Genomic DNA, 24,328 nt, shown 5'->3' on the forward strand with positions numbered 1-24,328 from the left:
GACAAGATGAGGCCGAGCGGCGGCGAGCACCCGCCCACACTGAGCGGTGAGGACGTCTTCACCCTGACCCCGCCGGAGGCCGTCGCGCCGGTGCCGCGGGAGAAGGCCGGCGGGCTCGTGCCCGTCGACGACAGCGTCCGTACCGACATGGCGCACCGGGCCTCCGTCTACGTCCGGGACCTCGCCGCCCTGGACGCGCGCTCCCCGGAGTTCGCGGGCAAGGTCGGCGAGATCACCGCGCTCGGCGCCGGCGAGATGCGCAGCGCCGCCTCGCAGTCCAACCGCATGCTGGAGCGGGCCGTCCGCAGCCTGCCCGACAAGGGCGGCGACGCCCAGGGCAAGGTGGCCGGATCGCTCGTCGAACTGCGCCGGGTCGTCGAGGACCTGGACCCGCGCGACCTGCCCGCGGGCAAGGGCCGCAAGTTCCTGTCCCGGCTGCCCGGCGGCAACAAGCTCCGCGACCACGTCGCCAAGTACGCCTCCGCGCAGGGGACGCTCAACAAGATCGTGGGTTCGCTCCGCGGCGGCCAGGACGAACTCCGGCGCGACAACGCCGCGTTGCAGACCGAGCGGGTCCGGCTCTGGGAGACCATGGGCAAGCTCCAGGAGTACGTGGTCCTCACCCAGGCCCTGGACAACGCCGTGGAACAGCACATCGGCCGGAACCCGGATCCCGAGGAGGCCGACGCGCTCCGCGCGGACGTGCTCTTCCCGGTCCGGCAGAAGCACCAGGACCTGCTCACCCAGCTCGCCGTCTCGGCGCAGGGCTACCTGGCGATGGACGTCGTACGGCGCAACAACGACGAGCTGATCAAGGGCGTCGAACGCGCCGCCACCACCACCGTCTCGGCGCTGCGCATCTCGGTGATGCTGGCCTCCGCGCTGGACAACCAGAAGAAGGTCATCGAGCAGGTCAACGCGTTGCGCGGAACGACCGAGGAACTCATCCGGGGCAACGCCGAGATGCTCGCGAGCCAGAGCGGGGAGATCCAGCGCATCGCCGCCGACCCGGCCGTCGGCGCCGAGACGCTGCGCGCCGCCTTCCAGCAGATCTACCGCACCCTGGACGCCATCGACACCTACAAGGTCCAGGCGACCGAGGTGATGGCGAACACCGTGCAGTCCCTCACCGACGAACTCCAGTCGGCCAGTGCCTACCTGGAGCGCAGCCGCACCAAGGGCGCGCTGGAGGGCGGCCCGGCATGAACAGACGCCCGCTGGTGACCCTGCTGGCCACCGCCGCCCTGCTGACCGGGTGCACCTCCGCCGGCAGCCACCCCGACGACGACGCCACGGCCCCGAAGCCCGGCACCCTGCGCGTCCTGGCCTCCTCCGAACTCAGCGACATGACGGCGGTCTTCGACCGGGTCCGCAAGGACACCGGGGTGACGATCCGCCCCACCTACATGGGCACCCTGGACGCCGTCGACCTGGTCGCCCGGGGCAGGGCCGCCGGCCGGTACGACGCCCTGTGGCTGTCCTCCGACGACTACCTGCGGCTGCGCCCGGAGGCGGCGAAGAAGGTGGTCTCGGAGACCTCGATCATGTCCAGCCCGGTCGCGATCGGCGTGCGGACGGCCACCGTCGCCTCCCTCGGCTGGAAGCCGGCCGACGTCACCTGGTCCCAGGTCGAGCAGGCCGTCGAGTCCGGCAGGCTGACCTACGGCATGACCGACCCGGCCCGCTCCAACTCCGGTTTCTCCACCCTGGTCTCGGTGGCCTCCGCGCTCTCCGGCGCCCAGTCGGCGCTCACCGACGCCGACGTGGCAAAGGCGACCCCCCGGCTGAAGAAGTTCTTCAAGGGCCAGACGCTCACCTCGGGCTCCTCCGGCTGGCTGGCCTCCGCCTACCGGCGGCGCGGCGACGTCGGCGCCCTGCTCAACTACGAGTCCGTCCTCAAGGGCATCCCCGGTCTCACCGTGATCCGCCCCGCCGACGGCGTGATCACCGCGGACTACCCGCTCTCCTCCCTCGCCGCCTCCTCGGCCGACACCCGCGAGGACGTCCGCCGGGTGGCCGAGGATCTGCGCACGACGGCCGTGCAGAAGCTGATCACCGACACGACGCACCGCCGCCCGGTGGTCGCCTCGGTGCCGCCGGCCGCCGGCCTGGACACCTCCCGCCGCCGCGAACTCCCCTTCCCCGGCAGCAGGTCGGTGGCCGACGGACTGATCTCCGCGTACGAGAACGAACTGCGCCGGCCGTCCCGCACGGTCTACGTCCTGGACACCTCGGGCTCGATGGAGGGCGACCGTCTCGCCCGCCTGAAGAAGGCCCTCGGCGACCTCACGGGCGACTTCCGCGACCGCGAGGAGGTCACCCTGATGCCGTTCGGCTCGGACGTGAAGAACGTCAGCACGCACGTCGTCGACCCGGCCGACCCGGACACCGGGCTGAACGCGATCCGCAAGGACACCGACGCCCTGCGGGCCGCCGGCGACACCGCCGTCTACACGTCCCTGGAGAAGGCGTACGACCGGCTGCGCACCGACCGGGACACCTTCACCTCGATCGTGCTGATGACGGACGGCGAGAACACCACGGGCGCCAAGGCCGGCGAGTTCGACGCCTTCTACCGCGGTCTGTCCACCGCCCGGCGGAACATCCCCGTCTTCCCGATCCTGTTCGGGGACTCCTCCCGTTCCGAACTCCAACACATCGCCGACCTGACCGGCGGCCGCCTCTTCGACGCCCAACAGGGGTCCCTGGACGGCGCCTTCGAGGAGATCCGTGGCTACCAGTAAGTTCCTCGGCTATCTGGAGTCCCGCAAGAACCTCACCGGCTCGGCGGGCGGTCTGCTCGGTCTGGTCCTCACCTTCACCGGGGTGGCCGGCCCGTACTGGCCGGTGGTGGTCGCGGGCCTGTACGGCGCGGGCGCGCTGATCGCGCCGCCGGAACGCCCGCCGCTGCCGGACTTCCCGACGCCGTCGGCCCAGCTGGAGGGGGTGCGGGCCGACTTCGGCAAGCTGGAGACCTACCTGACGGAGGTCGGACTGCCCGCGTCCGCAGAGGCCCGGCTCACCGAACTGACGGACCTGCTCACGGCGTTGCTCGACCCGGGCTGGGCGGCCGAACTGCTGGCCCAGGACCCGGAGGGGGTCCATGTGCTGTCCCGGACGGTACGGCAGGACATCCCGGAGGCGGTCGACAGCTTCGTACGGACGAGATGGTGGACCCGCCTCACCCCCGGCCAGGAGCCCCCCGAGCAGCACTTGGAGCGTCAGCTCACCGTCCTCACGGAGGAGGCGGAACGCCTGGCGGCGACCCTCAGGGACACCGAGGCCAGACGCCAGGAGACACATACCCGCTACCTGGAGGAGAGGGGCAACTGAAAGCGCCCCGAAGGGGGCGCGGGGAACTGCGCGAACGACCACGACGGCGCCGCACCCGACAAAGCACCCCCGGCTGCGCCCCCCACAGGCGAAGGCCCGCCGCCCCCGCCCCCGTCGGGGCGGACGGGAAGTGACGGGAACGACGGGCCCAGGGCCGCACACGCCGTTGTGCGCGGCCTCGCCGGTCACACCGCGGCCGGTCGTGACGATCGCTGGTCAGGGCACACCCGTACCGGCCGCGGAGTCTTCAGGGGGTCAGCCCAGGCGCTCGACCAGCGCCCGGTACTCGTCCCACAGCTCCTTCGGCGTGTGCTCGCCGAAGGTGTTCAGGTGGTCGGGGACCAGCGCGGCCTCCTCGCGCCAGATCTCCTTGTCGACGGTGAGCAGGAAGTCGAGGTCGCCGTCGGACAGGTCGAGCCCCTTGGTGTCGAGGGACTCGCGCGTCGGCAGCACGCCGATCGGCGTCTCCACACCCTCCGCCTTGCCGTCCAGCCGCTCCACGATCCACTTCAGGACCCGCGAGTTCTCGCCGAAACCGGGCCAGACGAACTTGCCCTGGTCGTTCTTGCGGAACCAGTTGACGTAGTAGATCTTCGGGAGCTTCGCCTGGTCCTTGTCCTTGGCGACGTCGACCCAGTGCGCCATGTAGTCGCCCATGTTGTAGCCGCAGAACGGCAGCATCGCGAACGGGTCGCGGCGCAGCTCGCCGACCTTGCCCTCGGCCGCGGCGGTCTTCTCCGAGGCCACGTTGGCGCCCAGGAACACGCCGTGGTTCCAGTCGAAGGACTCGGTCACCAGCGGCACCGCGGTGGCGCGGCGGCCGCCGAAGAGGATCGCCGAGATCGGCACACCCTTCGGGTCCTCCCACTCCGGCGCGATGATCGGGCACTGCGCGGCGGGCACCGTGAAGCGGGCGTTGGGGTGGGCGGCCGGGGTCTCGGTCCCCGGCGTCCAGTCGTTGCCCTTCCAGTCGGTGAGGTGGGCCGGGGTCTCCTCCGTCATGCCCTCCCACCAGATGTCGTTGTCGTCGGTGAGCGCGACGTTGGTGAAGACCGCGTTGCCCCAGAGCGTCTTCATCGCGTTGGCGTTGGTGTGCTCACCGGTGCCGGGCGCGACGCCGAAGAAGCCGGCCTCGGGGTTGATCGCGTAGAGGCGGCCGTCCTGGCCGAAGCGCATCCACGCGATGTCGTCGCCGATGGTCTCGACGGTCCAGCCGGAGACGGTGGGCTCCAGCATGGCGAGGTTGGTCTTGCCGCAGGCGCTCGGGAAGGCCGCGGCGACGTACTTGGACTCGCCCTGCGGCGGGGTGAGCTTGAGGATCAGCATGTGCTCGGCGAGCCAGCCCTCGTCGCGCGCCATGACGGAGGCGATGCGCAGGGCGTAGCACTTCTTGCCGAGCAGGGCGTTGCCGCCGTAGCCGGAGCCGTAGGACCAGATCTCGCGGGACTCGGGGAAGTGCGAGATGTACTTGGTCCGGTTGCAGGGCCAGGGCACGTCGGCCTGGCCGGGCTCCAGCGGGGCGCCGAGGGTGTGCACGGCCTTCACGAAGAAGCCCTCGTCGCCGAGTTCGTCGAGGACGGCCTGGCCCATGCGCGTCATCGTGCGCATCGAGGCGGCGACGTAGGCGGAGTCGGTGATCTCCACGCCGATCGCGGAGAGCGGGGAGCCGAGGGGGCCCATGCAGAACGGGACGACGTACATCGTCCGGCCCTTCATCGCGCCGCGGAACAGGCCCTGCTCGCCCGAGAAGCTGTTTCCTTCTCCGGTAAAGATGGCCCGCATCTCGGCGGGGGCCTTCCAGTGGTTGGTCGGGCCGGCGTCCTTCTCCTGCTCGGAGCAGATGAAGGTGCGGTCCTCGACCCGAGCGACGTCGGTCGGGTCGGAGGCCGCGTAGTAGGAGTGGGGGCGCTTGATCGGGTCGAGCTTCTTGAAGGTGCCCTTCGCCACGAGCTCCTCGCACAGTCGCTCGTACTCGGCCTCGGATCCGTCACACCAGACCACACTGTCCGGCTGCGTCAGTTCGGCGATCTCGTTGACCCACGAGATGAGTTCCTGGTGCTGGGTGGGGATGAGGGTGGGAGCCGCGATGTCGCGCGCCACGGTTGCTCCTAAATGAGGGATTTTTTGATCTTTTTGGTCCGCTGGGGACCTTGTCGCCCCGTGGGGGCTACGACCCGGATGCTTCACAGTCCTCGACTGCCTGGCGCTCATCCGGTGCCGACCGCACTCATTTGATCCTCCGGCTCGATCACCCATCTGTCCAGAGGGAGTCACAGATGAGCGACGTGAGGAAGGCCACGGTCTCGGCGCCCACCTGCGTTTCTTTGCGTCCACATTGAGTTCGCCGCAAGGTCTTTTTGCCCGGCCATGGAGGACCGCGCGGAGTCCGTGAGACGATGGCCACTCCGGGGCCCGTCATCGGCCGAGACTGATCCGTAACCTACGGTTCCGTAGGTACGATGCGGTGCATGACTGCGCCCGTCCCCGACGCGCCCACGGACTCGCCGGCCGCAGGCCGCGGATCCAGCGCGCTCTCCTCCCTGTCGCACCAGGTCAAGCCCAAGTTGCGCGGCTGGCTGCATCTGGGCATGTTTCCGGCCGTACTCGTCTCGGGCCTCGTCCTGACCGCCCTCGCCAACTCGCCTCGCGGCCGTGTCGCCTGCGGGATCTACGTCCTGACGGCATGTCTGCTGTTCGGCGTGAGCGCGCTGTACCACCGGGGCAACTGGAGCCCGCGCATGGACGGCGTCCTGCGCAGACTCGACCACGCCAACATCTTCCTGATCATCGCGGGCACCTACACCCCGCTGACGCTGCTGCTCCTGCCGGCCTCGAAGGGCCAGTGGCTGCTGTGGGGCGTCTGGGCCGCGGCGGCCGCCGGCATCGTCTTCCGGGTCTTCTGGGTCGGCGCCCCTCGCTGGCTGTACACGCCCTGCTACATAGCGATGGGCTGGGCGGCGGTGTTCTACCTTCCCGACTTCATGCGCACCGGCGGAATCGCCGTACTGGTCCTGGTGATCGTCGGCGGGCTCCTCTACAGCGCGGGCGGCGTGATCTACGGCATCAAGCGCCCGAACCCGTCACCGCGCTACTTCGGCTTCCACGAGGTCTTCCACTCCTTCACGCTGGCCGCGTTCGTCGTCCACTACGTGGGGATCTCACTGGTGGCCTACCAGCACGCGTAGCTCCACCACCGCTCCTCGAGCGGCCACGGCTCCCGAGCCGTGGCCGCTTTTCTCATGCCCTGACATCGACTCCCTATTGACAGGTACTAGATTTTGAAAGCTACTCTCACTTCATGGTTACTGTCACGCAATCCGAAGAGACAACCGGCGACCCCCGCCGCTGGTGGGCCCTGGGCGCCCTGGTGGCGAGCATGCTGGTGCTCGGCTTCGACACCACGATCCTCAACGTGGCGCTCCCGACCATGGCCGGGGAGCTCGGCGCCACCACCAGCCAGCAGCAGTGGATGGCGGACGCCTACGTCGTCGTCTTCGCCTCCCTGATGCTCCCGGCCGGACTCCTCGGCGACCGCTTCGGCCGCCGCCGGATGCTCGTCACCGGCCTGGTGATCTTCCTCGCCGGGTCCCTGGCCGGCTCCCTCGCCGACGACGTGGACTGGGTGATCGCCGCCCGCACGGTGATGGGCGTCGGCGCGGCGCTGGTGATGCCGCTCGCCATGTCCGTGCTGCCCTCCCTGTTCGGGCCGCGGGAACGCACCAGGGCCGTCGGCATCGTCTCGGCCGCCTCCGCGCTCGGCCTGCCGCTGGGGCCGATCATCGGCGGCTTCCTGCTCAACCACTTCTGGTGGGGCTCGGTCTTCCTGATCAACGTCCCGATGGCCGCCATCGGCGTCGCCGCCTGCGTCTTCCTGCTCCCCGAGACCCGCGACCCCGCCTCCCCCAAGGTCGACGCGCTGTCCACCGCGCTCACCGCGACCGGCCTCGGCGCCCTGATCTACGCGATCATCGAGGCCCCCGACCGCGGCTGGGGCGACCCGCTGGTCCTCGCCCTGCTGGCGGCCTCCGTCGCCCTGATCACGGGCCTGGTGGTCCGGGAACGCCGGGTCGAGCGCCCCATGCTCGACATGACCCTGCTCGCCCACCGCGGCTTCCTGCTCAACACGCTCGCCGCGACGCTCGTGATGTTCGTGCTCTCCGGCCTGCTCTTCGTGCTGCCGCCCTATCTCCAGGCGGTCCTCGGCAACGACGCCTTCGGCACCGGCCTGAGGCTGCTGCCCATGATGGGCGGGCTGCTGGTGGCCGCACGGGGCGCCGAAGCGATGGTCGCCCGCTTCGGATCACGCGCCGTGATCGCCACCGGCCTGGTCGTCCTCGCCTTCGCCGCGATCCTCGGCAGCCGTACGACCGTGGACTCCGGGTACGGCTACACCGCGCTGTGGCTGTCCGTCGCGGGCCTCGGTTTCGGCTTCTCGGTGGTCCCCGCCATGGACGGCGCCCTCGGCGCGCTCCCCGCCGACCGGGCCGGCAGCGGGTCCGGGCTGCTGATGACCACCCGCCAGGTCGGCGGCGCCATCGGCATCGCCCTGCTCGGCAGCCTGCTCGCGAGCACCTTCCGCGACCGTCTGGACGTGACCGGCCTGCCCGCCGCGCTCGGCCACACCGCCGGCGAGTCGGTGGTCGCCGCCCACCTGGTCGCCGAGAAGACCGGCTCCGCCCCGCTGGTCGCCTCCGCGAACGCCGCCTACGTGCACGGCATGGGCCTGGTCCTGCTGGTGTGCGGCATCGCCGCGCTGGCCACCGCGCTGCTGGCCGCCGCGTTCCTGCCCGACACACCGGCCGGCCGGCCCACCGACCGGGAAGGGAACGAGGACACGGCCGTGGCCCCCGCCACCGCCGATGCCGGACAATGACCAGCATGACGGCACCGCACACCTCCTTCTCCCCGGCCGACAACCCCCGGCTCGGCCTGCGCGAACGGAAGAAGATCAAGACCCGCGAGGCGATCCGCGAGGCGATGTACGCGCTGGTCGAGGACCAGGGGTACGAGGCCACGACGATCGAGCAGATCGCCGAGCGGGCCGAGGTGTCGCCGTCGACCGTCTTCCGGTACTTCCCCACCAAGGAGGACATCGTCCTCACGGACGAGTACGACCCGCTGATCCTGGAGGAGCTCCGCGCCCGGCCGGCCGACGAGCCGTGGCCGGAGTCCCTTCGCCACGTCATGCACCGGGCGGTCGCCCTGGGCATGAAGGACGCCCACGCGGTCTCCCGGCTGCGCACCCGCCTGATGGTCGAGGTGCCGGCGGTGCGCTCCCGGATGATGGAGAGCATGTCGGAGACCGGCAGGCTGCTCTGCCAGGCCATCGGCGAGCGCACCGGGCGCGACCCGAAGAGCCTGGAGGTGCGGGTCTACGCGATGTCCATCGTCGGCGGGCTGATGGAGACCTCGATGTACTGGGCGGAGCAGGAGCACGAGCCCGAGTTCAAGGATCTCGTCGACCGTGCCCTGAACGTCATCGAACACGGTCTGCCGCCGGAAAAACCCTGAGGCCCCAGGCGCCCCGCGTGCCATCCTGAGCGGGTGAACACCGCCGAGATCCGCGTCGAAGTCGCCCCCGAACTGGCCCTGTTCGTCCCGCACGCCCGCCGCACCGGCGCCCATCCGCTGGCCGTCGACGGCGTCTCCACGCTCGGTCACGTGATCGAGTCCCTCGGCGTCCCGCTCACCGAGGTCGGCGCTCTGGAGGTGGACGGGCGGCAGGTCCCGGCCGGACACATCCCGACGGCGGGCGAGTCGGTGTCGGTGCGCGCGGTCCGGCGCCCGCAGCAGGTACCGGGCGCCCCGCTCCGCTTCCTCCTCGACGTCCACCTCGGCACCCTCGCCCGCCGGCTGCGCCTGCTGGGCGTGGACACCGCCTACGAGTCGACGGACATCGGCGACCCGGCCCTCTCGGCCCGTTCGGCGGCCGAGAAACGCGTGCTGCTCAGCCGCGACCGGGGCCTGCTGCGCCGCCGCGAACTGTGGGCCGGCGCCTACGTGTACAGCACCAGCCCCGACGACCAGCTCCACGACGTCCTCGACCGCTTCGCCCCCGAGCTGCGCCCGTGGACCCGCTGCACGGCCTGCAACGGCCCGCTGCGCAAGGCGACCAAGGAAGAGGTCGCGGACCAGCTCAAGGGCGGGACGCAGAAGTCGTACGACGTCTTCGCCCAGTGCACGGAGTGCGGCCGCGCCTACTGGAAGGGCGCGCACCACCAGCAGCTGGAGGCCATCGTGGAGCGGGCCCTCGCCGAGTTCGCCTGAGGGCCCGAAGGACGGTCAGGGGCGGCCCAGCGCCCGGTACTCCCAGCCGGCCGCCCGCCACTCGGCGGGGTCGAGGGCGTGCCGGCCGTCCACCACCCGGCGGCGGTTCACCACCGACCCCATGACCTCCGGGTCGATCTCCCGGAACTGCGCCCACTCGGTCAGCAGCACCACCACGTCGGCGCCCGCGGCGGCCCCCAGCACGTCGGTGCCGTACGTCAGCTCGGGGTGCACACGGCGGGCGTTGTCCATCGCCACCGGGTCGTAGACGGTCACCTGGGCGCCGGCCCGGTGCAGCGAGGCGGCGACGTCCAGCGCCGGGGCGTCCCGGACGTCGTCGGAGTCGGGCTTGAAGGCCGCCCCCAGCGCCACCACCTTCGCGCCGGCCAGGTCTCCGCCGACCAGTTCCCGCACCAGGTCGACGGTGCGGGCCCGGCGGCGCTGGTTGATGCCGTCCACCTCGCGCAGGAACGCCACCGCCTGGGCGACGTCCAGCTCCTCGGCACGGTGGATGAACGCCCTGATGTCCTTGGGCAGGCAGCCGCCGCCGAAGCCCAGTCCCGGCCTGAGGAACCGGCCGCCGATCCGGTCGTCGTAGGCCAGCGCCTCCGCCAGCCGGTGCACGTCGGCACCGGTGGCCTCGCAGACCTCCGCCATGGCGTTGATGTACGAGATCTTCGTGGCCAGGAAGGAGTTGGCGGCGACCTTGACCAGTTCGGCGGTCGGCAGGTCGGCCACCACCACCGGGGTGCCCTGCGCGATGACCGGGGCGAACGCGGCGCGCAGCCGCTCCTCCGCCCAGGCGGACTCGGTGCCGAACACCAGCCGGTCGGGGTGGAGCGTGTCCTCGATCGCGAAGCCCTCACGCAGGAACTCCGGGTTCCAGGCGAGTTCGACCTCGTCGCCGGCCGGCGCGGTCGCGCGGACCAGCTCCGCCAGCCGGGCCGCGGTGCCCACCGGCACCGTGGACTTGCCGACCACCAGGGCCCGTCGGCGCAGGTGCCGGGCCAGCTCGGTGACCGCGCCCTCCACGTGGGTGAGGTCCGCGGCGTAGGAGCCGGGCCGCTGCGGGGTGCCCACGCAGATGAAGTGGACGTCCCCGAACTCCGCGGCCTCGGCGAGGCTGGTGGTGAAGTGCAGCCGGCCGGAGTCCTGCGCCTTGACCAGGAGTTCCGCGAGCCCTGGCTCGAAGAACGGCACCTGACCGGCTCTCAGCATCTCGATCTTGCCGGGATCCACGTCGACGCCGAGCACCTCGTAGCCGAGTGCCGCCATGCACACGGCGTGCGTGGCGCCCAGGTAGCCGGTGCCGATGACGGTGAGACGGGGGGCGTCGGTGCCGTCGGAACGGGTGCCGTCGAGAAGGGTGTCCATGATGCCTCCGAGGGGATGCCCGGGCGGGAAGTGCGCATGCCGGGGACGCGCGTGGGTGAGGGAGAGGGAACTGCGGTGGCGGGCGGGGCCCGGCTGCGCGCCGGGCCCCTCGCCGTCAGGACGAACAGGCGGTGTTGGCCAGGCCCTTCGCCGCGTCGCTGACCTTGTTGTCGCAGGCGACCTTGTTGTTCTCGACGGGGGCGAGATGGAAGCCGTAGCCGGGGCCGTCCACCTGGGCGGTGTTGCCCTTGAACACGTTTCCGGTGCCCCAGCCGTCGAGGATCCGGTGGGTCTGGAAGCCGTCCTCACTGGTGTGCCGGCCGACGTTGCCCTTGATCAGCCAGTTGTTTCCCTTGACGTCCACCCAGGAGTCGTTGTGTCCTCCGCTGAGCTGCGCGCCGTCGAAGGTGTTGTTGATCAGGTAGCCGCCGGTGGTGCCCTCCTTGATGTCGACGGACTCGGCGGTGGTGGCGCTGACGTGGTTGCCCATGATGACGTTGTCGTCGCTCTTGTCGGGCTTGCAGTCGGTGACCGTGCACCAGTTGGACTCCGCCGTGCCGACGTAGATGCCCTCGCCGAACTTCTCCTTGCGCTTGCCGGTGTCACGCACGGTGTTGCCCGACACCGTGTTGCCGGAGCTGAAGTCGCGGAGATGGATGCCCTCGTCCCCGATGTTCTCGACGGTCAGGCCCTGGATGAGGGTGCCGCGGACGTGGTCGGCCATGACCCCCTTCTGGCCGTTGCGGACCGTGAAGCCGATCAGCCGCCAGTGGCTGGCGCCGTCCAGGTGGAAGGCGTAACCGCCGTCGACGTCACCGGCGTCGATCACCGCGCCGGGGCCGCCGCACAGGAAGATCGGCCGGCTCCCGGTGCCGGAGTTGCCGGCGGTGAACCGGTCGCCGTACACCCCGTCCCGCATCCGGATGACGTCGCCGGGCCGCGCCTCGTCCAGGGCCTGGGCAAGGGACTTGGCGTCCCCCACGGTGACCGTGGGGGCCGGGCACCTCGTCTCTCCGGTCAGGGCCGCCGCGGCGGAGCCGGACGCGGCGGGCTCCGCCGTCCCCGCGTCGGACGCCGTACCGCTCGGTTCCGGAGCGGCGGAGGCGGCACCGGCGTCGTCGGTGTCTCCGTCGTCGCCGCCGGGTGTGGCCACCGGAATGGTGGGTCCCGCGTCGGGGCCGGCCCCGTACACCACGGGCGAGCCGTTGCCGGCGGAGGCCGCCACGATCAGCGCCACCAACGCGACCAGCAGGGCGGCCGAGGCCACCCACAGCGGCAGGCCGCCGGAGAGCCAGATCCGGCGCGCCCGTTCCGCCATCGTGGGCGGTGTTCCCGGCATTTGGGTCCCCTCGGGGGTTTCCTCGCTCATTCGCTCATCACCGGCACCTTGCGGCGGCCCGCGACCTCGATCTCGTCCGGCGGCGGGGCGGGCAGCGGTGCCTTGTCGGAGTACGGGTGGACGATCCCGCCGACCCGCCCGTGACCGCGCCGCCTGCGCCGGCCCATGGCCGCCGAGAACAGGATCAGCAGCAGGATGCCCACCCACAGCAGTGTCATCGGGCTCGCGTAGTGCTTGACCCTGACCCAGAAGGAACTGGTGTCGTACCAGGCGAAGGTCTGGTTCTCCTTGATGTCGGCCGCGCCGTGGGAACGGCCGGCGTCCAGCGCGCTCGGGCCGACCCCGCCGATCACGTTGAAGGACACCGTCGTACCGTCCACGCCGCCGACCAGGCTGACTCCGTGGCTGGTTGCGTCCTGGACGGTGTTGCCGCGTATCTCGGCGGCCGAGTCGCGGACGTACACGCCGGTCTCCGGGCCGTCGATGATGTTGCCGGTGACCGTGGCGTCGCTGACGCCGTCCCGCACCGAGATGCCCTGCCGGTGCTGGCCGGTGAGGCGGTTGCCGGTGATGGACACCTTGTCCGCCTCCAGGCGGGCCACGATCCCCATGTCACCGCCCTCGATGCGGTTGTTCTGCACGCCGACGTCGAACCCGCCGAGCACCTCGACGCCGTAACGGCCGTTGTCCTTCGCCACGCTGTTGGCGACCGAGTTGGAGCCGTAGCTGTCGACGGCCTGCCCGGAGGCGGAGGGGCCGTCGGCGAGCGGCTTGCCGCTGAGGGTGTAGCCGTTGCCGCCGTTGCCCTGCGCGGTGGAGCCGCTGATCCGCACCTGCTGGGTGGCGCGGGAGAGGATGAAGCCGTCGCCGCCGTTGTCCTTGGCGACCGTGCGCTGCACCAGCGAACTGGAGACGAAGCGGTGCAGCACCACGCCGTCCTCCAGGCTGTCCTCGACGGTCGTGTCGCTGATCTCGATCCCGGTGGCGCTGGAGATGAAGATCCCGAAGGCGTTGCCGGTGATGGTCGAGTGCGTGATGGACCCGGAGACGTAGGAGAGTCCGCCGGTGGAGAAGCGGGCGTCGGGAGTGGTCAGCTCACCGGAGGGCATGGCGGTGACGTCTCCGCTGCTGGAGCCCTCGTCCTGCGCGTCGCCCTGGTCCCTGGCCCGGTCGCGCGCGGACTTGCCGTGGACCTGCCCGGCGTCCTCCAGCGAACCGGTGTTGGGCCGGTCGGTGCCGGTGAGGCTGAGCCCGCCGGTGCGGCCGCTCCAGAAGCCCAGGTCCGAGAGTTTGGCGTGGGTCATCTCGAACTGGCCGCCGATGGTGCGGACGTAGGCGCGGCCGTCGCGGACGTCGGTGTCGGCCTTGTTGGCCTGCGGGTCCCAGCTGGTGATCGTCAACGGCGCCTGGGCGGTGCCCTGGAGCGCCAGTTCGCCGCCGAAGGAGACGATGGAGACGAAGCCGGTGCGGTTGCTGGCCATCCGCAGGGTGAGGCCGCCGGGGTTGGACAGCTTCAGCTTGGCGCCGACGTTGAGATAGATGTTCTCGGTCAGCAGGTACGAGCCGTCCTTGCGCCGCAGGAACGTCTGCGGGGCGAGTTTCAGCAGGTCCGCGATGGTGTAGGCGTTGCTGCGCTCGGTGAGCACCAGGGTGTACCCGTTGTCGGTGTCCAGCCGGTACGGCACGGTCCACTTGGTGGACTGCAGGGGTGCCACCGAGGTGAACGCCCGCACCTGGTTGAGCCGGTGGTCCTCGTCGGCGACCAGCGCGGCCTGGGTCTCCGCGTCCTCGGCGGCCACCTTCTGCTTCCTGTCCGCGTCCCCGTCGGCGTGCGCCGCGACGGACGTGCCCAGCAGCAGAGTCGCCGCCGCCGCGAAGGCGCCGAGCAGCGCCGCGGTTCTGGCGCCGGCCCTGCGCAGCCGGGCACCGGGGCCCGGTGCGGCGGGGTTCATGGATTGCGCTGACATGACGTCAGATCACCTCCGGCTGGAGAGCGGAGTGGTTCTGACCGCCGCCGGAGAGGGTGGCCGCGCTCTGGCCCTCGCCCCCGACGCTGGAGGAACTGCGGGTGAGCCAGCCCTGCTTGTTCATGGTGAGGAAGGCGTACAGCTTGATCGGCAGCGAGATCATGATGACCACGACGGCGGTCAGCGGCAGCAGCAGGATCTCCTGCGGGTGCCTGCGCAGATGCGAGTAGCCGCGGACCGCGCGGCCCAGCAGCAGCCAGACGAGGGTGAGGGCGATGCCTCGCGCGCTGAGGTCGAGCCGGTTCAGCAGCAGGTAGCCGAGGGCCATGCCCATGGTCACCGGGGTGAGCAGGATCTGCAGCACGCTGATCTTGGTGACCATGGGGACCCGCCAGAGCCAGCCCTTGTACAGCGCGGTCAGGTAGCACCGGTAGGAGTTGCGGCTCCACCGCACCCGCTGCTTCACGAAGGCCCGGAAGGACGAGGGGAACATGGAGACCGCGCGCGCGGAGGACTGGTGCACCGTCCGGTAGCCGGAGGCGAGCACCAGCCAGGTCAGCCGGCCGTCGTCACCGGCCACGCAGCGGCGGCCGAGGAAGAACTCGTTCTCCAGGTTGTCCAGGACCGGCAGGACCGCGGCCCGCCGGTAGGCGGCCGTACGGCCCGACAGGCAGGCCACGGCTCCGGCCCGGCCCATGGCCGGGACGTAGTCGTAGTAGCGGAGGTTGACCAGCCAGTCGGCTATGCGGCGCCAGACGCTGGTGGTGCGCTGGTAGACGTTCTGCTGGGTGCCCACCCCGCCGACCGCGGGGTCCACGAAGGGCATCTGAACGGCGTCGAGGAGCCCCGGCTCCCAGCGGGTGTCGGAGTCCACCAGGACGAGGACCTCCCCGGTGGCGGCACGGATGCCGACCCCCAGGGCGGAACGTTTCCCCCTGTGTTCGAAGGCGAGCACCCGCACGCGGGGGTCCTCCACCAGCGACAGCCGGCGCAGTACCTCGTGGTCCTCGACGTCGGGAACGATGATGATCTCAGCCGGATCCTGGGCGAGCCAGGTGTCCAGGCACTCCAGCAGGATGTCGGGGTCCTCCCGGTACGCCGGGACCACCACGGAGACACTGGTGCGGAAGTTGTTGACGACTGGTCTGGCGAACCGGGAGAGCACCGCTCGGTACAGCCAGAGCGCCCAGACGAAGAGTCCGGCAAGCCCCAGCGGCATCAGCTCTCGCCACGAAGTTTCCCCCACAGCCTCGACGATCCACGACCACAGCTGGTCGAAGAACTCGGACAATGTTGCGTTCTCCCCCCACATAACAAGGCTGCCTCGGTCCGAAAAGCGACAGAACCGGGCACTGCTTCAGCGATGCTAGGAGTTGTCGGGTGAACAGGGGCCACACGGAGCACAAACTTCGCTCACAAAATCTTCACACCTTGCTCGTCACGGACGTGCCGAGCCGCCGGACGGCGGGTGCGCGGGGGCCCCGGTTCTCCAATCCCTCCCCGGCCGTGACGTTGTGTCACACGAGTCACGGCGCGACGAGATCATATGGGGGTGATGTGAAGAGCACGAACTCTTCCGATAAATGACATGTTTCGACGCGACAAGCAGCAGGCGCGATCAGTTCGAACACGCGCCCGAATCCGACCTCCCGCCCGTGCGGGCCGTCAGCCCCCCAGCGCCGCTTTCAGCCGCTCCGGGTCGGTGGTCGGGGCGTCACAGGTGAAGTGGCGGCAGACGTAGGCGGCCGCCCCGCCCTCGACGAGCGGGCGGCCGGCGAGCAGCGGGAACTCGTCGCTCTCCGGGGTCCCCACGGCCACCACCGCGCCAGGGGCCAGACCCAGCAGCGCGCCGCGGTGCAGAGCGGCCGTACGGGCGTCCCCGGGGCCCGGTCCCACGACCGCGATCTCGCGCGGGCCGTCGAGCAGCGCCTCGGCGACGGCCAGGCCCCACCCGATGAAGCGCGGCACCCGCGGGCCGAGCGTCCTGACGACACCCAACGCCCGTTCCGCCGCCGTGCGATGGGGCTCCGACCCGGTGTGGGCGGCGTAGCCGAGCAGCGCACCGGCGGCCGCCGTCCAGCCGGAGGGCGCGGCGTTGTCGGTCGGGTCCTGCGGCCGGCGGATCAGCCGCTCGGCGTCCGAGGCGGTGTCGTACAGGGCGCCGGTCTCCGGGTCGGTGAACCGGACCAGGACATGGTCGAGCAGCAGCCCCGCGAACTCCAGCCAGACGCCGTCGCCGGTCACGGACGCCAGCGCCAGGAAGCCCTCGGCGACGTCGCCGTAGTCCTCCAGCACGCCCGCGTGGGCACCGGACCGGCCGCTCCTGCTGGTGCGGGCGATCCTCGCCTGGTCGTCGAGATGCAGCCGCACGAGGAGATCCGCGGCGCCGACCGCGGCCTCGACCAGGTCGGGCCGGTCGAAGTACGCCCCGGTCTCGGCGAGGGCGGCGACGGCGAGCCCGTTCCAGGCGGCGACGACCTTGTCGTCCCGGCCCGGCGCGGGGCGCTCCGCGCGCTTCGCGAGCAGCCGCCGCCTGACCGACTCGACCTTCTCGGCGTCGAACACGCCTTCCTGCTGGGGCAGTTGGAGAACGGATCGGCCGTGCTCGAAGGTGCCTTCCTCGGTGACGCCGAAGTACCGGGCGGCGAGGTCGGCGTCCGGTCCGAGGGCCTCGGCGAGCTGCGCGGGGGTCCACACGTAGTACGCGCCCTCGACGTGCGCGCCGGTCCCGTCGTCGCTGTCGGCGTCGAGGGCGGAGGCGAACCCGCCCTCCTCGGTGCGCAGTTCACGCACCATGAAGTCGGCGGTCTCCAGCGCGACCCGGCGGGCCTGCTCGGACCCCGTGGCCCGCCACAGGTGCGCGTACGCCCGGCACAGCAGGGCGTTGTCGTACAGCATCTTCTCGAAGTGCGGCACGGTCCAGTCGCGGTCGACGGAGTACCGGGCGAAGCCGCCGCCGAGCTGGTCGTAGAGGCCGCCGCGGGCCATGCGTTCGCAGGTGTCCGCGGCCATCTGCAGGGCGCCCTCGGAACCGGTCCGGGCATGGTGCCGCAGCAGGAACTCGACGACCATGGACGGCGGGAACTTGGGGGCGCCGCCGAACCCGCCGCGCTGCTCGTCGTATTCACGGGTGAGCCCGAGCAGGGCCTGGGCGAGTTCCTGCTCGCCCGGCGGCCGGTCGCCCTGATGGCTGATCTCCCGCTCGGCGAGATCGTGCACGATCTTCCCGGCGACCTCGGCGACCTCGTCCCGCCGGTCCGCCCAGGCGCTGCGGACCCCCTCCAGGACCTGCCGGAAGGAGGGCATCCCGTGCCGCGGGGCGGGCGGGAAGTAGGTGCCGAAGTAGAAGGGTTCGGCGTCGGGCGTCAGGAAGACGGTCATGGGCCAGCCGCCCTGCCCGGTCGCGGCCTGCACGGCCTCCATGTAGACGGCGTCGATGTCCGGCCGTTCCTCGCGGTCGACCTTGACGGCGACGAAGTGCTCGTTGAGGTAGTCGGCGGTCGCCCGGTCCTCGAAGGACTCGTGGGCCATGACATGGCACCAGTGGCACGCCGAATACCCGACCGACAACAGGACCGGCACGTCACGCCGCCGCGCCTCCTCGAAGGCCGCCGGCTCCCAGGGCCACCAGTCGACCGGATTGTCCGCGTGCTGAAGCAGATAAGGCGAGGTCACACCAGCCAGCCGGTTCATGCGTCCCAGCCTCTCACAACGCCTCGTACGAACGGCCGAACCCTCGCGACCCCGCCTCGCCCGACGGAATCGCACCTGTGAGTCATCACGCGGCGGGCGGTCCCCCCTCCCCGGGGCGGTGCCGGACTCTCCCCGGCGCTCGTCCGAGTCGGACGGTCCGACACCTCGCAACAGCAGGCTGGGCGCGGCAGCGCCGGACCTGCCGAGGCTCCTCGAAGGAGGTACACCGTGACCGCCGAGATGGTGGCGCCCGCGTGGATGCACACACAGATCAGCGCGGAGCAGTACGACTCCTGGTCCGAGGAACAGTGCGCCGGCATCGAGATCGTGGACGGGATGGTCGTCGTTAGCCCGAGCGCCTCCGAACGGCACAACCGGCTGACTCGGGTCCTGGCCAATGCCCTGGACGCCGCCGCGGGTCCGGACTGGAACGCCGACACGGACTTCGACGTCCGCGATGGGGCGAGGCCACCAGCCGGCCGGTCCGTGCGGGTCCCGGCCGCTCACAGGACCCGGCCCCAGCGGCGAGGCCCGCAGGGGCCGGAACCCGCACGGGCCGGGGCGCCTCAGGGACCGGCAGGTTCGCCCTCCCGCTCCGGCACGGTGTCGGGCGCCGCGTAGAAACGCAGACTGACCCGGCGCGCCCCGTCGGGGACCGCGTCGTCCGGGCGGCTGTAGCGGTCGAGCAGCTCCTGGTAGGCGTGGACGAAGGCGTGCAGGTCGTCCTTGGTCATCCAGGCGCCGGCGCGCTGCACCTGGGACCAGCCCTGCGGGCCCCGGTACTCCTCGTGGGCGCGGCGGAACAGCCTGGTGTCGACCTCGATCCTGAGCAGGGCGAGATGCTCGGCCGCCGCGTACTCCTCGTCCGACATGGTGGCCGGGTCGGGCGCGGTGTGACTGAACGGCAGGCCCCGCCACCACCGTTCGCGTCCTCCCGACTTCTCCGGGATCTCCTCGATGAGCCTCAGCTCGGCGAGTCTGCGCAGGTGGTAGCTGGTGGTGCCGGAGCTCTCGCCGAGTTCACGGGCGAGCACGGTGGAGTTGGCCTCGCCGTGCCGGCCGAGATAGTCGAGGATCCGGCGGCGCAGCGGGTTGCCCAGCACCTTGTAGAGGGCGGTGCGTTCGGGGCCGGTCAGCTCGGTGTGCGCTGCCGGGTCGGGCGCGGCGGGCGTCCTGGGCGTGCCGTCGGTCATGCGGTCACCGTATCCCCGCGACCCCTGGGGGAACCCTGATCCTTCCCCGATGTCCACCGAATTCTCTTTGCAGAGATTTCTCTGCGGTCTAGCGTGGGGGCATGCCGGAGGAGCCGTGGGCACGCACGGTTCCGCGGAGCCGGAACAACGCGAGGGGGCGCAGATGTTAGAGGGGTCGACGGCGACGAAGGCGCGGAGGATGAAGCGGACGAGGCGGTTGAAGAGGTGGGCGCTGATCCTTCTGGGATCGTCCGCCGTGCTGCTCGTACCGTGGATGGTGGTGCTGGCGCTCACGCTGCCCACCAGGGCCGAGGTGCACAACTGGCGGCTGGCCTGGATCGGGCTGGACGTCCTGATGGCGGTGGGCTGCGCGGCCACGGCCGTGCTGGGGCTGCGCGGCGACGCCCGGGCCCGTCTGACGGCCTCGGCGACGGCGTCGGTGGCGATCCTGGACGCGTGGTTCGACATAACGACCTCGGCGGTCGGCACGGCCCTGCTGGAGGCGCTCGGCAGCGCGGTCGCCGAGGCTTGCCTGGCCGCGGCGTGTGTCTTCCTGGCGCTGTCCAAGGGCCGGCAGAGCGAGCCCGCGCCACGCTGACCGGCCGGTTCCCCGACGCTCCCGCCCCCGGTGGGCCGCCCTCGACGCGCCGTGCCGACGCCCCAGGCCCCCGGTGATCGCGCTTCGATGATCCGGCCCTCTCGCCACTTCGCCTTCTCCCAAGGACACTCGTAGCCAAAGGAGTTACCGCTGGAGGGGGACGGGACATGCGGGACGCCCATCGGGCGGAAGCCGACCGGCTGCTGGTGACGGCCGTGGAGGAGGAGGTCCGCCGCTCCGGCGGCCGCGTCGACGGACAGCTGCTGCTGTCACGGGCCCGCGGCGGCCTGGAGGCGATGGCACAGAACGCCGCCGAGGAGTACGACACCTACACCCACGCCCTCGACACGAGGGCGGCCGCCCGGCAGAGCTTCGCCCAGCGGTACGCCAGAGCGGGCGCCGGAACCTCCCTGCTGGTGGCGGCCGTCGCGGGAGCCGCCGCCACCGTGGCCGACCTCTCCCTGGGTACGGGCGCCGGTACGGCACTCGGCGCGGGCGTGGCCGCCGGAGTGATCGGCGCGGCCGCCACGGTCGTCAAGGTCGCCGGCGCGCACCTCCCGGCCGCGCACCACGAGGCCGGCGAGGCGGGCCAGCCCGGCGGTCCCGAGCAGCTGCGTCTGCAGTGGCTCACCGCGTTGGAGGTGCGGGGCATCCGCCCCTTCCTCGACCAGCAGCGGGTGCTCAGCGCGTCCACCGGTCCGAAGAAGCAGGCCCCGGGGCTGCGCGGCGCGGACAAGAGCGCGGCGGCCCGCAGGCGCACGGTGCTGCAGCAGTCGTTCGGGCAGCTCCCCGACGCGGACAACGCGTTCGCGGGGCGTCACCAGGAGCTGGCACGCATCCGGCAGTGGGCGCAGGCGGCACGGGCGACCACGGAGACCCGTCCGACCGTGGTGGTCCTGCACGGGGAGCCGGGCTCCGGGCGCACCACGCTCGCGGTCCGGGCCACCCACGAACTGAAGGACTTCTTCCGGGGTGCCGTCGTGGTCGATCTGCGCGGTGGCGGTCACGGCGAACCGCCGCTGCCCACCCGGGACGCGCTGCTGCACCTGCTCAACCGGCTGGGCGCGCCGCGCGAACAACTGCTGTTCCGCGAACGCTCCTCGCCCGACCAGCAGGTCAAGCGGCTGAGCGAGCTGTACCACCAGCACCTGACGGGACTGCCGGTGACGATCGTCATGGACGACGCCTCGGACGCCGAGCAGGTGCGCACGCTGATCCCGGAGCGCTCGGACAGCCTGGTCCTGGTCACCACCCGGAAGCCGCTCGACCTGCCCGCGGACCTGCCGGCCTGGGTGCACCAGCTTCCGGTGACGGCGCTGGACGCGGCGGGCGCGGAGGAGCTGCTGGGCGCGGCGGCGCAGGACGCGTCGGGGCCGTACGACGCGCAGTCCGCCGAGCGGATCCGGGAGTTGTGCGGCGGGCTGCCACTGGCGCTGCGGGTGGCGGGCTCGTCGCTGGGTTCGCGTTCACCGCTCCAGCTGGCGACGGACCTCGACGCCTACGGACCGGTCGAGCCCGTGGAGCGGGTGCTGTGGCTGCGCTACACCGACCAGTCGGACATCGGACGCCGGCTGCTGCGACGGCTCGCGCTGGCCGGGCGGGCCTCGCTCGGCGCGGCGGCCGCGGCGGCCCTGCTGGCCACCGACGAGGCGGAGGCCGGCCGGCAGCTGGCCGCGCTCGCGCGGGCCGGGCTGATCGACCACGTCCGGGGCAGCCGCTACCGGCTGCACGACCTGGTGCGTGCCTTCGCCCAGGCCCGCCTCGCCGACGAGGAGGAGCCCGCCGACCGTACAGCCGCGCAGGAGCGGCTGATCGTGAACTACGGGGAGCTGGCCGACTCCGTGCTGCGGCTGGTGGACGGCAACATGTCGACCCGCTCGGACCGGTTCAGCCCGCACGGCTTCACCTCGCTCGACGAGGCACTGCGCTGGCTGGACGACGAGTCGAGTTTCATCACGGCGGCGCTGCGGCACGCCGAGGGCGTCGACCAGGCGGCCGTGCAGAACCTGCTGGGCGCGCTGTGCGACTACTGCCTGCTCCGCGGCGACCTGTACCGGCTCGGCGAGATCAGCGAGCTGGCGCAGGCGGTGGACCAGGGACTGCTGGTGCGTTCGGTGCAGTGGCGTACCGGTATCGCCGCCCGTCACCTGGGCGAACTCGACAAGGCGCGCACCACCCTCGCCTCGGTCGTGGACCTCTACATGGAGGCGCACCACGACGCCGGCGCGGCGCGCGCCCTGTGCTCCCTCGGGATCACCTTGCACCACCAGGGCAACCTCACCGAGGCGGCGGCCAGGCTCCAGGAGGCGCTGGATCTCCAGGCGGCTCCCCAGCTGGCGACCGACCGGGCCTGGACGATGCACGCGCTGGCGGCGGTGCAGCGCGACCGCGCCCGGCTGGCGGAGGCGTTGGACCTGCTCACCCGCTCGCTCGTGCTGCACGCGGAGGGCGGTTCGGTGCACGGCGAGGCCTGGGCGCACTTCCAGCTCGGTCAGCTGGCGCTGCGGATGGGTGACGTGCCCCGGGCGGAGCGCGAGCTGGGGGCGGCGCTGGAACGCTACGGCCGTACCCGCGACGCCCGTGGCGAGGCCTGGGCGCTGACCCAGCTGGCGCGGACCCGGCTGGTGGACGGTGACGCCTCCCCGGCGGTGGACGCACTGCGGCAGGCGGCCGTCCGGCACCGGGAGAACGAGGACGCGCGCGGCGAGGCCTGGACCGTCTACTACCTCGGTCAGGCGCTGGAGGAGACCGGCACGCTGGACCTGGCGGTCCGGGAGCTGGAGCGCTCACGCACGATGTTCTCCCGGATGCGGGACGTCTACGGACTGGCCTGCGCCCGCCACCACTCGGCACGGGTGACCCGCGACCAGCGGGCGGCCCAGACCGGCTCGCTGCGCAATTCCGGCTTCGCCCGCCAGCTCCTGGTCGACGCCCGCGCCGACTTCCAGCGCATCGGTGTCGTCCACGGCGAGGCCTGGACCTGTCTGGAGCTGGCCGTCGTGGACGCCGGCAACAGCCGCACCGAGCAGGCCCTGGCCCTGTGCGAGGAGGCCGCCACGCTGTTCTCGTCCTACGGCGACCGCCGCGGCGAGGACTGGGCGCGGTTCCTGCGCTGCACCCTGCTCCCCTACGCCGCGCCGGGCGGCGTGGAGGTCGGCACGGCGGTCGCCCGGGAGGAGCTGGCCCAGCTCTCCCGCGGCGCCCACCCGCTGCGCGACGGGAAGCTGACCGAGCACATCACGACGTACGGCCTGCTGCTGGACCGCGGGGTGACCCTGGAGTCCGGCTGGCAGGCCTGGCGTCTGGGCATGGTTCCCAGCCGGCACGCCCGCGAGGTGATGGGGGTGCCGGTGCCGGACGCGGTGTGATTCGGGTCAGCCCTTGGGGCCGGCCACCGGAGTCCCCGGGTCCGCCTTGGCGTCCGGGGCCTCCTTGAAGTCGACCTTCTGCATGTGCTTGCTCATGGACTTCATCAGGCCCCAGACGGCCAGGGCCATCACCGCGAAGACGATGAAACCGAGGACCCCGGGGGTGACCTTGTTCTCGTCGACCTCCTTGGCGAGGGGGACGAGGTGCGTCAGTGCCAGGTTTGCGCTTGCGCTCATGTCAGGCATTGTCGCGGATGCCCGCAAAGAGGTCGTCCTCGGGGAGGGAGGTGTCGACGAGCGACTTCGCGAGCTCGTACTCCTCGGTGGGCCAGACCTCCTTCTGGAGGTCCATCGGAACCTTGAACCAGCCGCCGTCGGGGTCGATCTGCGTGGCGTGGGCGATCAGTGCCTTGTCGCGGATCTCGAAGAAGTCCGCGCACGGGATGTGCGTGGTCAGGGTGCGCTCGGTGCGCTCGCTCTCGTTCCACCGCTTCAGCCAGTCGCCGTACGGGGACTCCATGCCACGCGCCAGCAGCGCCTCGTGCAGCGCCTCGGTGCGGGGGCGGTTGAAGCCCTGGTTGTAGTACAGCTTCCGCGGCTCGTGAACGGGCCCGTACACGGCCTCGGGGTACTTCTCGGCGTCGGACGCGCCCTCGAAGGCCACCATCGAGATCTTGTGGGTCATGATGTGGTCGGGGTGCGGGTAGCCGCCGTTCTCGTCGTAGGTGGTGATCACCTGCGGGCGGAACGCGCGGATCTTGCGGACGAGCTCACCGGCCGCCTTGTCGACGTCCTCCAGGGCGAAGCAGCCCTCGGGGAGCGGCGGCAGCGGGTCGCCCTCGGGCAGGCCGGAGTCGACGAAGCCGAGCCACTCCTGCTTGACGCCGAGGATCTCCCGGGCCTCGTCCATCTCCTTCTTGCGTACCTCGTGGATGTGCTCCTCGATGTACTCGTCGCCCTGCAGCTTGGGGTTGAGGATGGAGCCGCGCTCCCCGCCCGTGCAGGTCACGACCAGCACGTCCACCCCCTCGGACACGTACTTCGCCATGGTCGCCGCGCCCTTGCTCGACTCGTCGTCGGGGTGGGCGTGGACGGCCATCAGTCGCAGCTGGTCAGTCAAGACTCAATCCTCGGTAACTCGGCGCCCCGGTTTCTTCGGGTGCGATCGGCGCTTCTATAGTGACCGAATCGGGGGG

General features: G+C 71.4%; 18 protein-coding genes and 1 pseudogene. 10 read left to right on the forward strand and 9 right to left on the reverse strand.

The window, feature by feature from the left end; translation table 11 throughout:
• Nucleotides 1–6 precede the first annotated feature (6 nt).
• From ACFY3I_RS11725 to ACFY3I_RS11735, 3 genes are read left to right on the forward strand one after another with little or no spacing between them, the layout of a single operon-like run.
• Entirely contained in the window at nucleotides 7–1,206 is a 1,200-nt protein-coding gene (locus tag ACFY3I_RS11725; protein ID WP_390860513.1) for a toxic anion resistance protein, read from the forward strand.
• A complete protein-coding gene (locus ACFY3I_RS11730) occupies nucleotides 1,203–2,744 on the forward strand; it encodes a substrate-binding domain-containing protein (protein WP_390860423.1) in 1,542 nt (513 codons plus the stop codon). Before ACFY3I_RS11725 ends, ACFY3I_RS11730 begins: the two co-directional genes overlap by 4 nt.
• A complete protein-coding gene (locus tag ACFY3I_RS11735) occupies nucleotides 2,731–3,333 on the forward strand; it encodes a hypothetical protein (protein WP_390860424.1) in 603 nt (200 codons plus the stop codon). The genes ACFY3I_RS11730 and ACFY3I_RS11735 overlap by 14 nt, the downstream gene beginning before the upstream one ends.
• A gap of 255 nt (nucleotides 3,334–3,588) precedes the next feature.
• Here ACFY3I_RS11735 and ACFY3I_RS11740 read toward each other — a convergent pair whose 3' ends face one another.
• Nucleotides 3,589–5,433: a phosphoenolpyruvate carboxykinase (GTP) gene (locus ACFY3I_RS11740; RefSeq protein ID WP_390860425.1), complete on the reverse strand. Its 1,845-nt coding sequence runs from the start codon at nucleotides 5,431–5,433 to the stop codon at nucleotides 3,589–3,591.
• 368 nt (nucleotides 5,434–5,801) lie between these two features.
• Here ACFY3I_RS11740 and ACFY3I_RS11745 point away from each other — a divergent pair, with 368 nt between their 5' ends.
• The 4 genes from ACFY3I_RS11745 (at nucleotide 5,802) to ACFY3I_RS11760 (ending at nucleotide 9,600) form a co-directional block, all read left to right on the forward strand.
• Nucleotides 5,802–6,518, forward strand: a complete 717-nt coding sequence (locus tag ACFY3I_RS11745) for a hemolysin III family protein (protein WP_390860426.1) — start codon at nucleotides 5,802–5,804, stop codon at nucleotides 6,516–6,518.
• A gap of 113 nt (nucleotides 6,519–6,631) precedes the next feature.
• Nucleotides 6,632–8,206, forward strand: a complete 1,575-nt coding sequence (locus ACFY3I_RS11750) for an MFS transporter (RefSeq protein ID WP_390860427.1) — start codon at nucleotides 6,632–6,634, stop codon at nucleotides 8,204–8,206.
• A complete protein-coding gene (locus ACFY3I_RS11755; RefSeq protein ID WP_390860428.1) occupies nucleotides 8,203–8,844 on the forward strand; it encodes a TetR/AcrR family transcriptional regulator in 642 nt (213 codons plus the stop codon). Before ACFY3I_RS11750 ends, ACFY3I_RS11755 begins: the two co-directional genes overlap by 4 nt.
• Before the next feature lie 33 nt (nucleotides 8,845–8,877).
• Nucleotides 8,878–9,600 (forward strand): Mut7-C RNAse domain-containing protein, encoded by a 723-nt coding sequence (locus tag ACFY3I_RS11760; protein ID WP_390860429.1) that lies wholly within the window; start codon nucleotides 8,878–8,880, stop codon nucleotides 9,598–9,600.
• A gap of 15 nt (nucleotides 9,601–9,615) precedes the next feature.
• On the opposite strand, the gene ACFY3I_RS11765 is transcribed toward ACFY3I_RS11760, so the two are convergent.
• The 5 genes from ACFY3I_RS11765 to ACFY3I_RS11785 form a co-directional block, all read right to left on the reverse strand.
• Nucleotides 9,616–10,974, reverse strand: coding sequence for a UDP-glucose dehydrogenase family protein (locus ACFY3I_RS11765; protein ID WP_390860430.1), 1,359 nt, complete (start codon nucleotides 10,972–10,974; stop codon nucleotides 9,616–9,618).
• Nucleotides 10,975–11,089: 115 nt separating this feature from the next.
• A complete protein-coding gene (locus ACFY3I_RS11770; protein ID WP_390860431.1) occupies nucleotides 11,090–12,313 on the reverse strand; it encodes a right-handed parallel beta-helix repeat-containing protein in 1,224 nt (407 codons plus the stop codon).
• A gap of 26 nt (nucleotides 12,314–12,339) precedes the next feature.
• Entirely contained in the window at nucleotides 12,340–14,280 is a 1,941-nt protein-coding gene (locus tag ACFY3I_RS11775; RefSeq protein WP_390860432.1) for a right-handed parallel beta-helix repeat-containing protein, read from the reverse strand.
• A gap of 4 nt (nucleotides 14,281–14,284) precedes the next feature.
• The gene (locus ACFY3I_RS11780; protein WP_390860433.1) at nucleotides 14,285–15,571 is read right to left on the reverse strand and encodes a glycosyltransferase family 2 protein; all 1,287 of its coding nucleotides are present in this window, start codon (nucleotides 15,569–15,571) and stop codon (nucleotides 14,285–14,287) included.
• A 374-nt stretch (nucleotides 15,572–15,945) separates the two neighbouring features.
• Nucleotides 15,946–17,973, reverse strand: a complete 2,028-nt coding sequence (locus ACFY3I_RS11785; protein ID WP_390860434.1) for a thioredoxin domain-containing protein — start codon at nucleotides 17,971–17,973, stop codon at nucleotides 15,946–15,948.
• A 228-nt stretch (nucleotides 17,974–18,201) separates the two neighbouring features.
• On the opposite strand from ACFY3I_RS11785, the pseudogene ACFY3I_RS11790 reads away from it, so the two are divergent.
• Nucleotides 18,202–18,429: pseudogene (locus ACFY3I_RS11790) on the forward strand (Uma2 family endonuclease); the annotation flags it as partial.
• A 110-nt stretch (nucleotides 18,430–18,539) separates the two neighbouring features.
• On the opposite strand, the gene ACFY3I_RS11795 reads toward ACFY3I_RS11790, so the two are convergent.
• Complete coding sequence (locus ACFY3I_RS11795) at nucleotides 18,540–19,166, reverse strand: ArsR/SmtB family transcription factor (protein ID WP_390860435.1); 627 nt, start codon at nucleotides 19,164–19,166, stop codon at nucleotides 18,540–18,542.
• A gap of 199 nt (nucleotides 19,167–19,365) precedes the next feature.
• Between ACFY3I_RS11795 and ACFY3I_RS11800 the strand changes: the two genes are divergently transcribed.
• Together ACFY3I_RS11800 and ACFY3I_RS11805 are read left to right on the forward strand one after the other, a co-directional pair.
• Nucleotides 19,366–19,764 carry a hypothetical protein gene (locus ACFY3I_RS11800; RefSeq protein WP_390860436.1) on the forward strand — a complete coding sequence of 133 codons (399 nt, stop codon included), beginning with the start codon at nucleotides 19,366–19,368 and terminating at the stop codon, nucleotides 19,762–19,764.
• Nucleotides 19,765–19,931: 167 nt separating this feature from the next.
• Complete coding sequence (locus ACFY3I_RS11805) at nucleotides 19,932–23,132, forward strand: tetratricopeptide repeat protein (RefSeq protein ID WP_390860437.1); 3,201 nt, start codon at nucleotides 19,932–19,934, stop codon at nucleotides 23,130–23,132.
• A 6-nt stretch (nucleotides 23,133–23,138) separates the two neighbouring features.
• Here ACFY3I_RS11805 and ACFY3I_RS11810 read toward each other — a convergent pair whose 3' ends face one another.
• Together ACFY3I_RS11810 and mca are read right to left on the reverse strand one after the other, a co-directional pair.
• Nucleotides 23,139–23,378: a hypothetical protein gene (locus ACFY3I_RS11810; RefSeq protein ID WP_365284235.1), complete on the reverse strand. Its 240-nt coding sequence runs from the start codon at nucleotides 23,376–23,378 to the stop codon at nucleotides 23,139–23,141.
• Nucleotides 23,371–24,252, reverse strand: coding sequence for a mycothiol conjugate amidase Mca (mca, locus tag ACFY3I_RS11815; RefSeq protein ID WP_365284233.1), 882 nt, complete (start codon nucleotides 24,250–24,252; stop codon nucleotides 23,371–23,373). Before mca ends, ACFY3I_RS11810 begins: the two co-directional genes overlap by 8 nt.
• Nucleotides 24,253–24,328: the final 76 nt, after the last annotated feature.

The organism is Streptomyces sp. NPDC001068 (genome assembly GCF_042897315.1).
Lineage (GTDB): Bacteria > Actinomycetota > Actinomycetes > Streptomycetales > Streptomycetaceae > Streptomyces.

Bases quoted from the DNA above. Each gene is read 5' to 3' on its own strand.
- ACFY3I_RS11725 (WP_390860513.1), top strand. From the start codon at position 7: ATGAGGCCGAGCGGCGGCGAGCACCCGCCCACACTGAGCGGTGAGGAC.
- ACFY3I_RS11730 (WP_390860423.1), top strand. From the start codon at position 1,203: ATGAACAGACGCCCGCTGGTGACCCTGCTGGCCACCGCCGCCCTGCTG.
- ACFY3I_RS11745 (WP_390860426.1), top strand. From the start codon at position 5,802: ATGACTGCGCCCGTCCCCGACGCGCCCACGGACTCGCCGGCCGCAGGC.
- ACFY3I_RS11750 (WP_390860427.1), top strand. From the start codon at position 6,632: ATGGTTACTGTCACGCAATCCGAAGAGACAACCGGCGACCCCCGCCGC.
- ACFY3I_RS11755 (WP_390860428.1), top strand. From the start codon at position 8,203: ATGACCAGCATGACGGCACCGCACACCTCCTTCTCCCCGGCCGACAAC.
- ACFY3I_RS11765 (WP_390860430.1), bottom strand. From the start codon at position 10,974: ATGGACACCCTTCTCGACGGCACCCGTTCCGACGGCACCGACGCCCCC.
- ACFY3I_RS11770 (WP_390860431.1), bottom strand. From the start codon at position 12,313: ATGCCGGGAACACCGCCCACGATGGCGGAACGGGCGCGCCGGATCTGG.
- ACFY3I_RS11775 (WP_390860432.1), bottom strand. From the start codon at position 14,280: ATGTCAGCGCAATCCATGAACCCCGCCGCACCGGGCCCCGGTGCCCGG.
- ACFY3I_RS11785 (WP_390860434.1), bottom strand. From the start codon at position 17,973: ATGAACCGGCTGGCTGGTGTGACCTCGCCTTATCTGCTTCAGCACGCG.
- ACFY3I_RS11795 (WP_390860435.1), bottom strand. From the start codon at position 19,166: ATGACCGACGGCACGCCCAGGACGCCCGCCGCGCCCGACCCGGCAGCG.
- ACFY3I_RS11800 (WP_390860436.1), top strand. From the start codon at position 19,366: ATGAAGCGGACGAGGCGGTTGAAGAGGTGGGCGCTGATCCTTCTGGGA.
- ACFY3I_RS11805 (WP_390860437.1), top strand. From the start codon at position 19,932: ATGCGGGACGCCCATCGGGCGGAAGCCGACCGGCTGCTGGTGACGGCC.
- ACFY3I_RS11810 (WP_365284235.1), bottom strand. From the start codon at position 23,378: ATGCCTGACATGAGCGCAAGCGCAAACCTGGCACTGACGCACCTCGTC.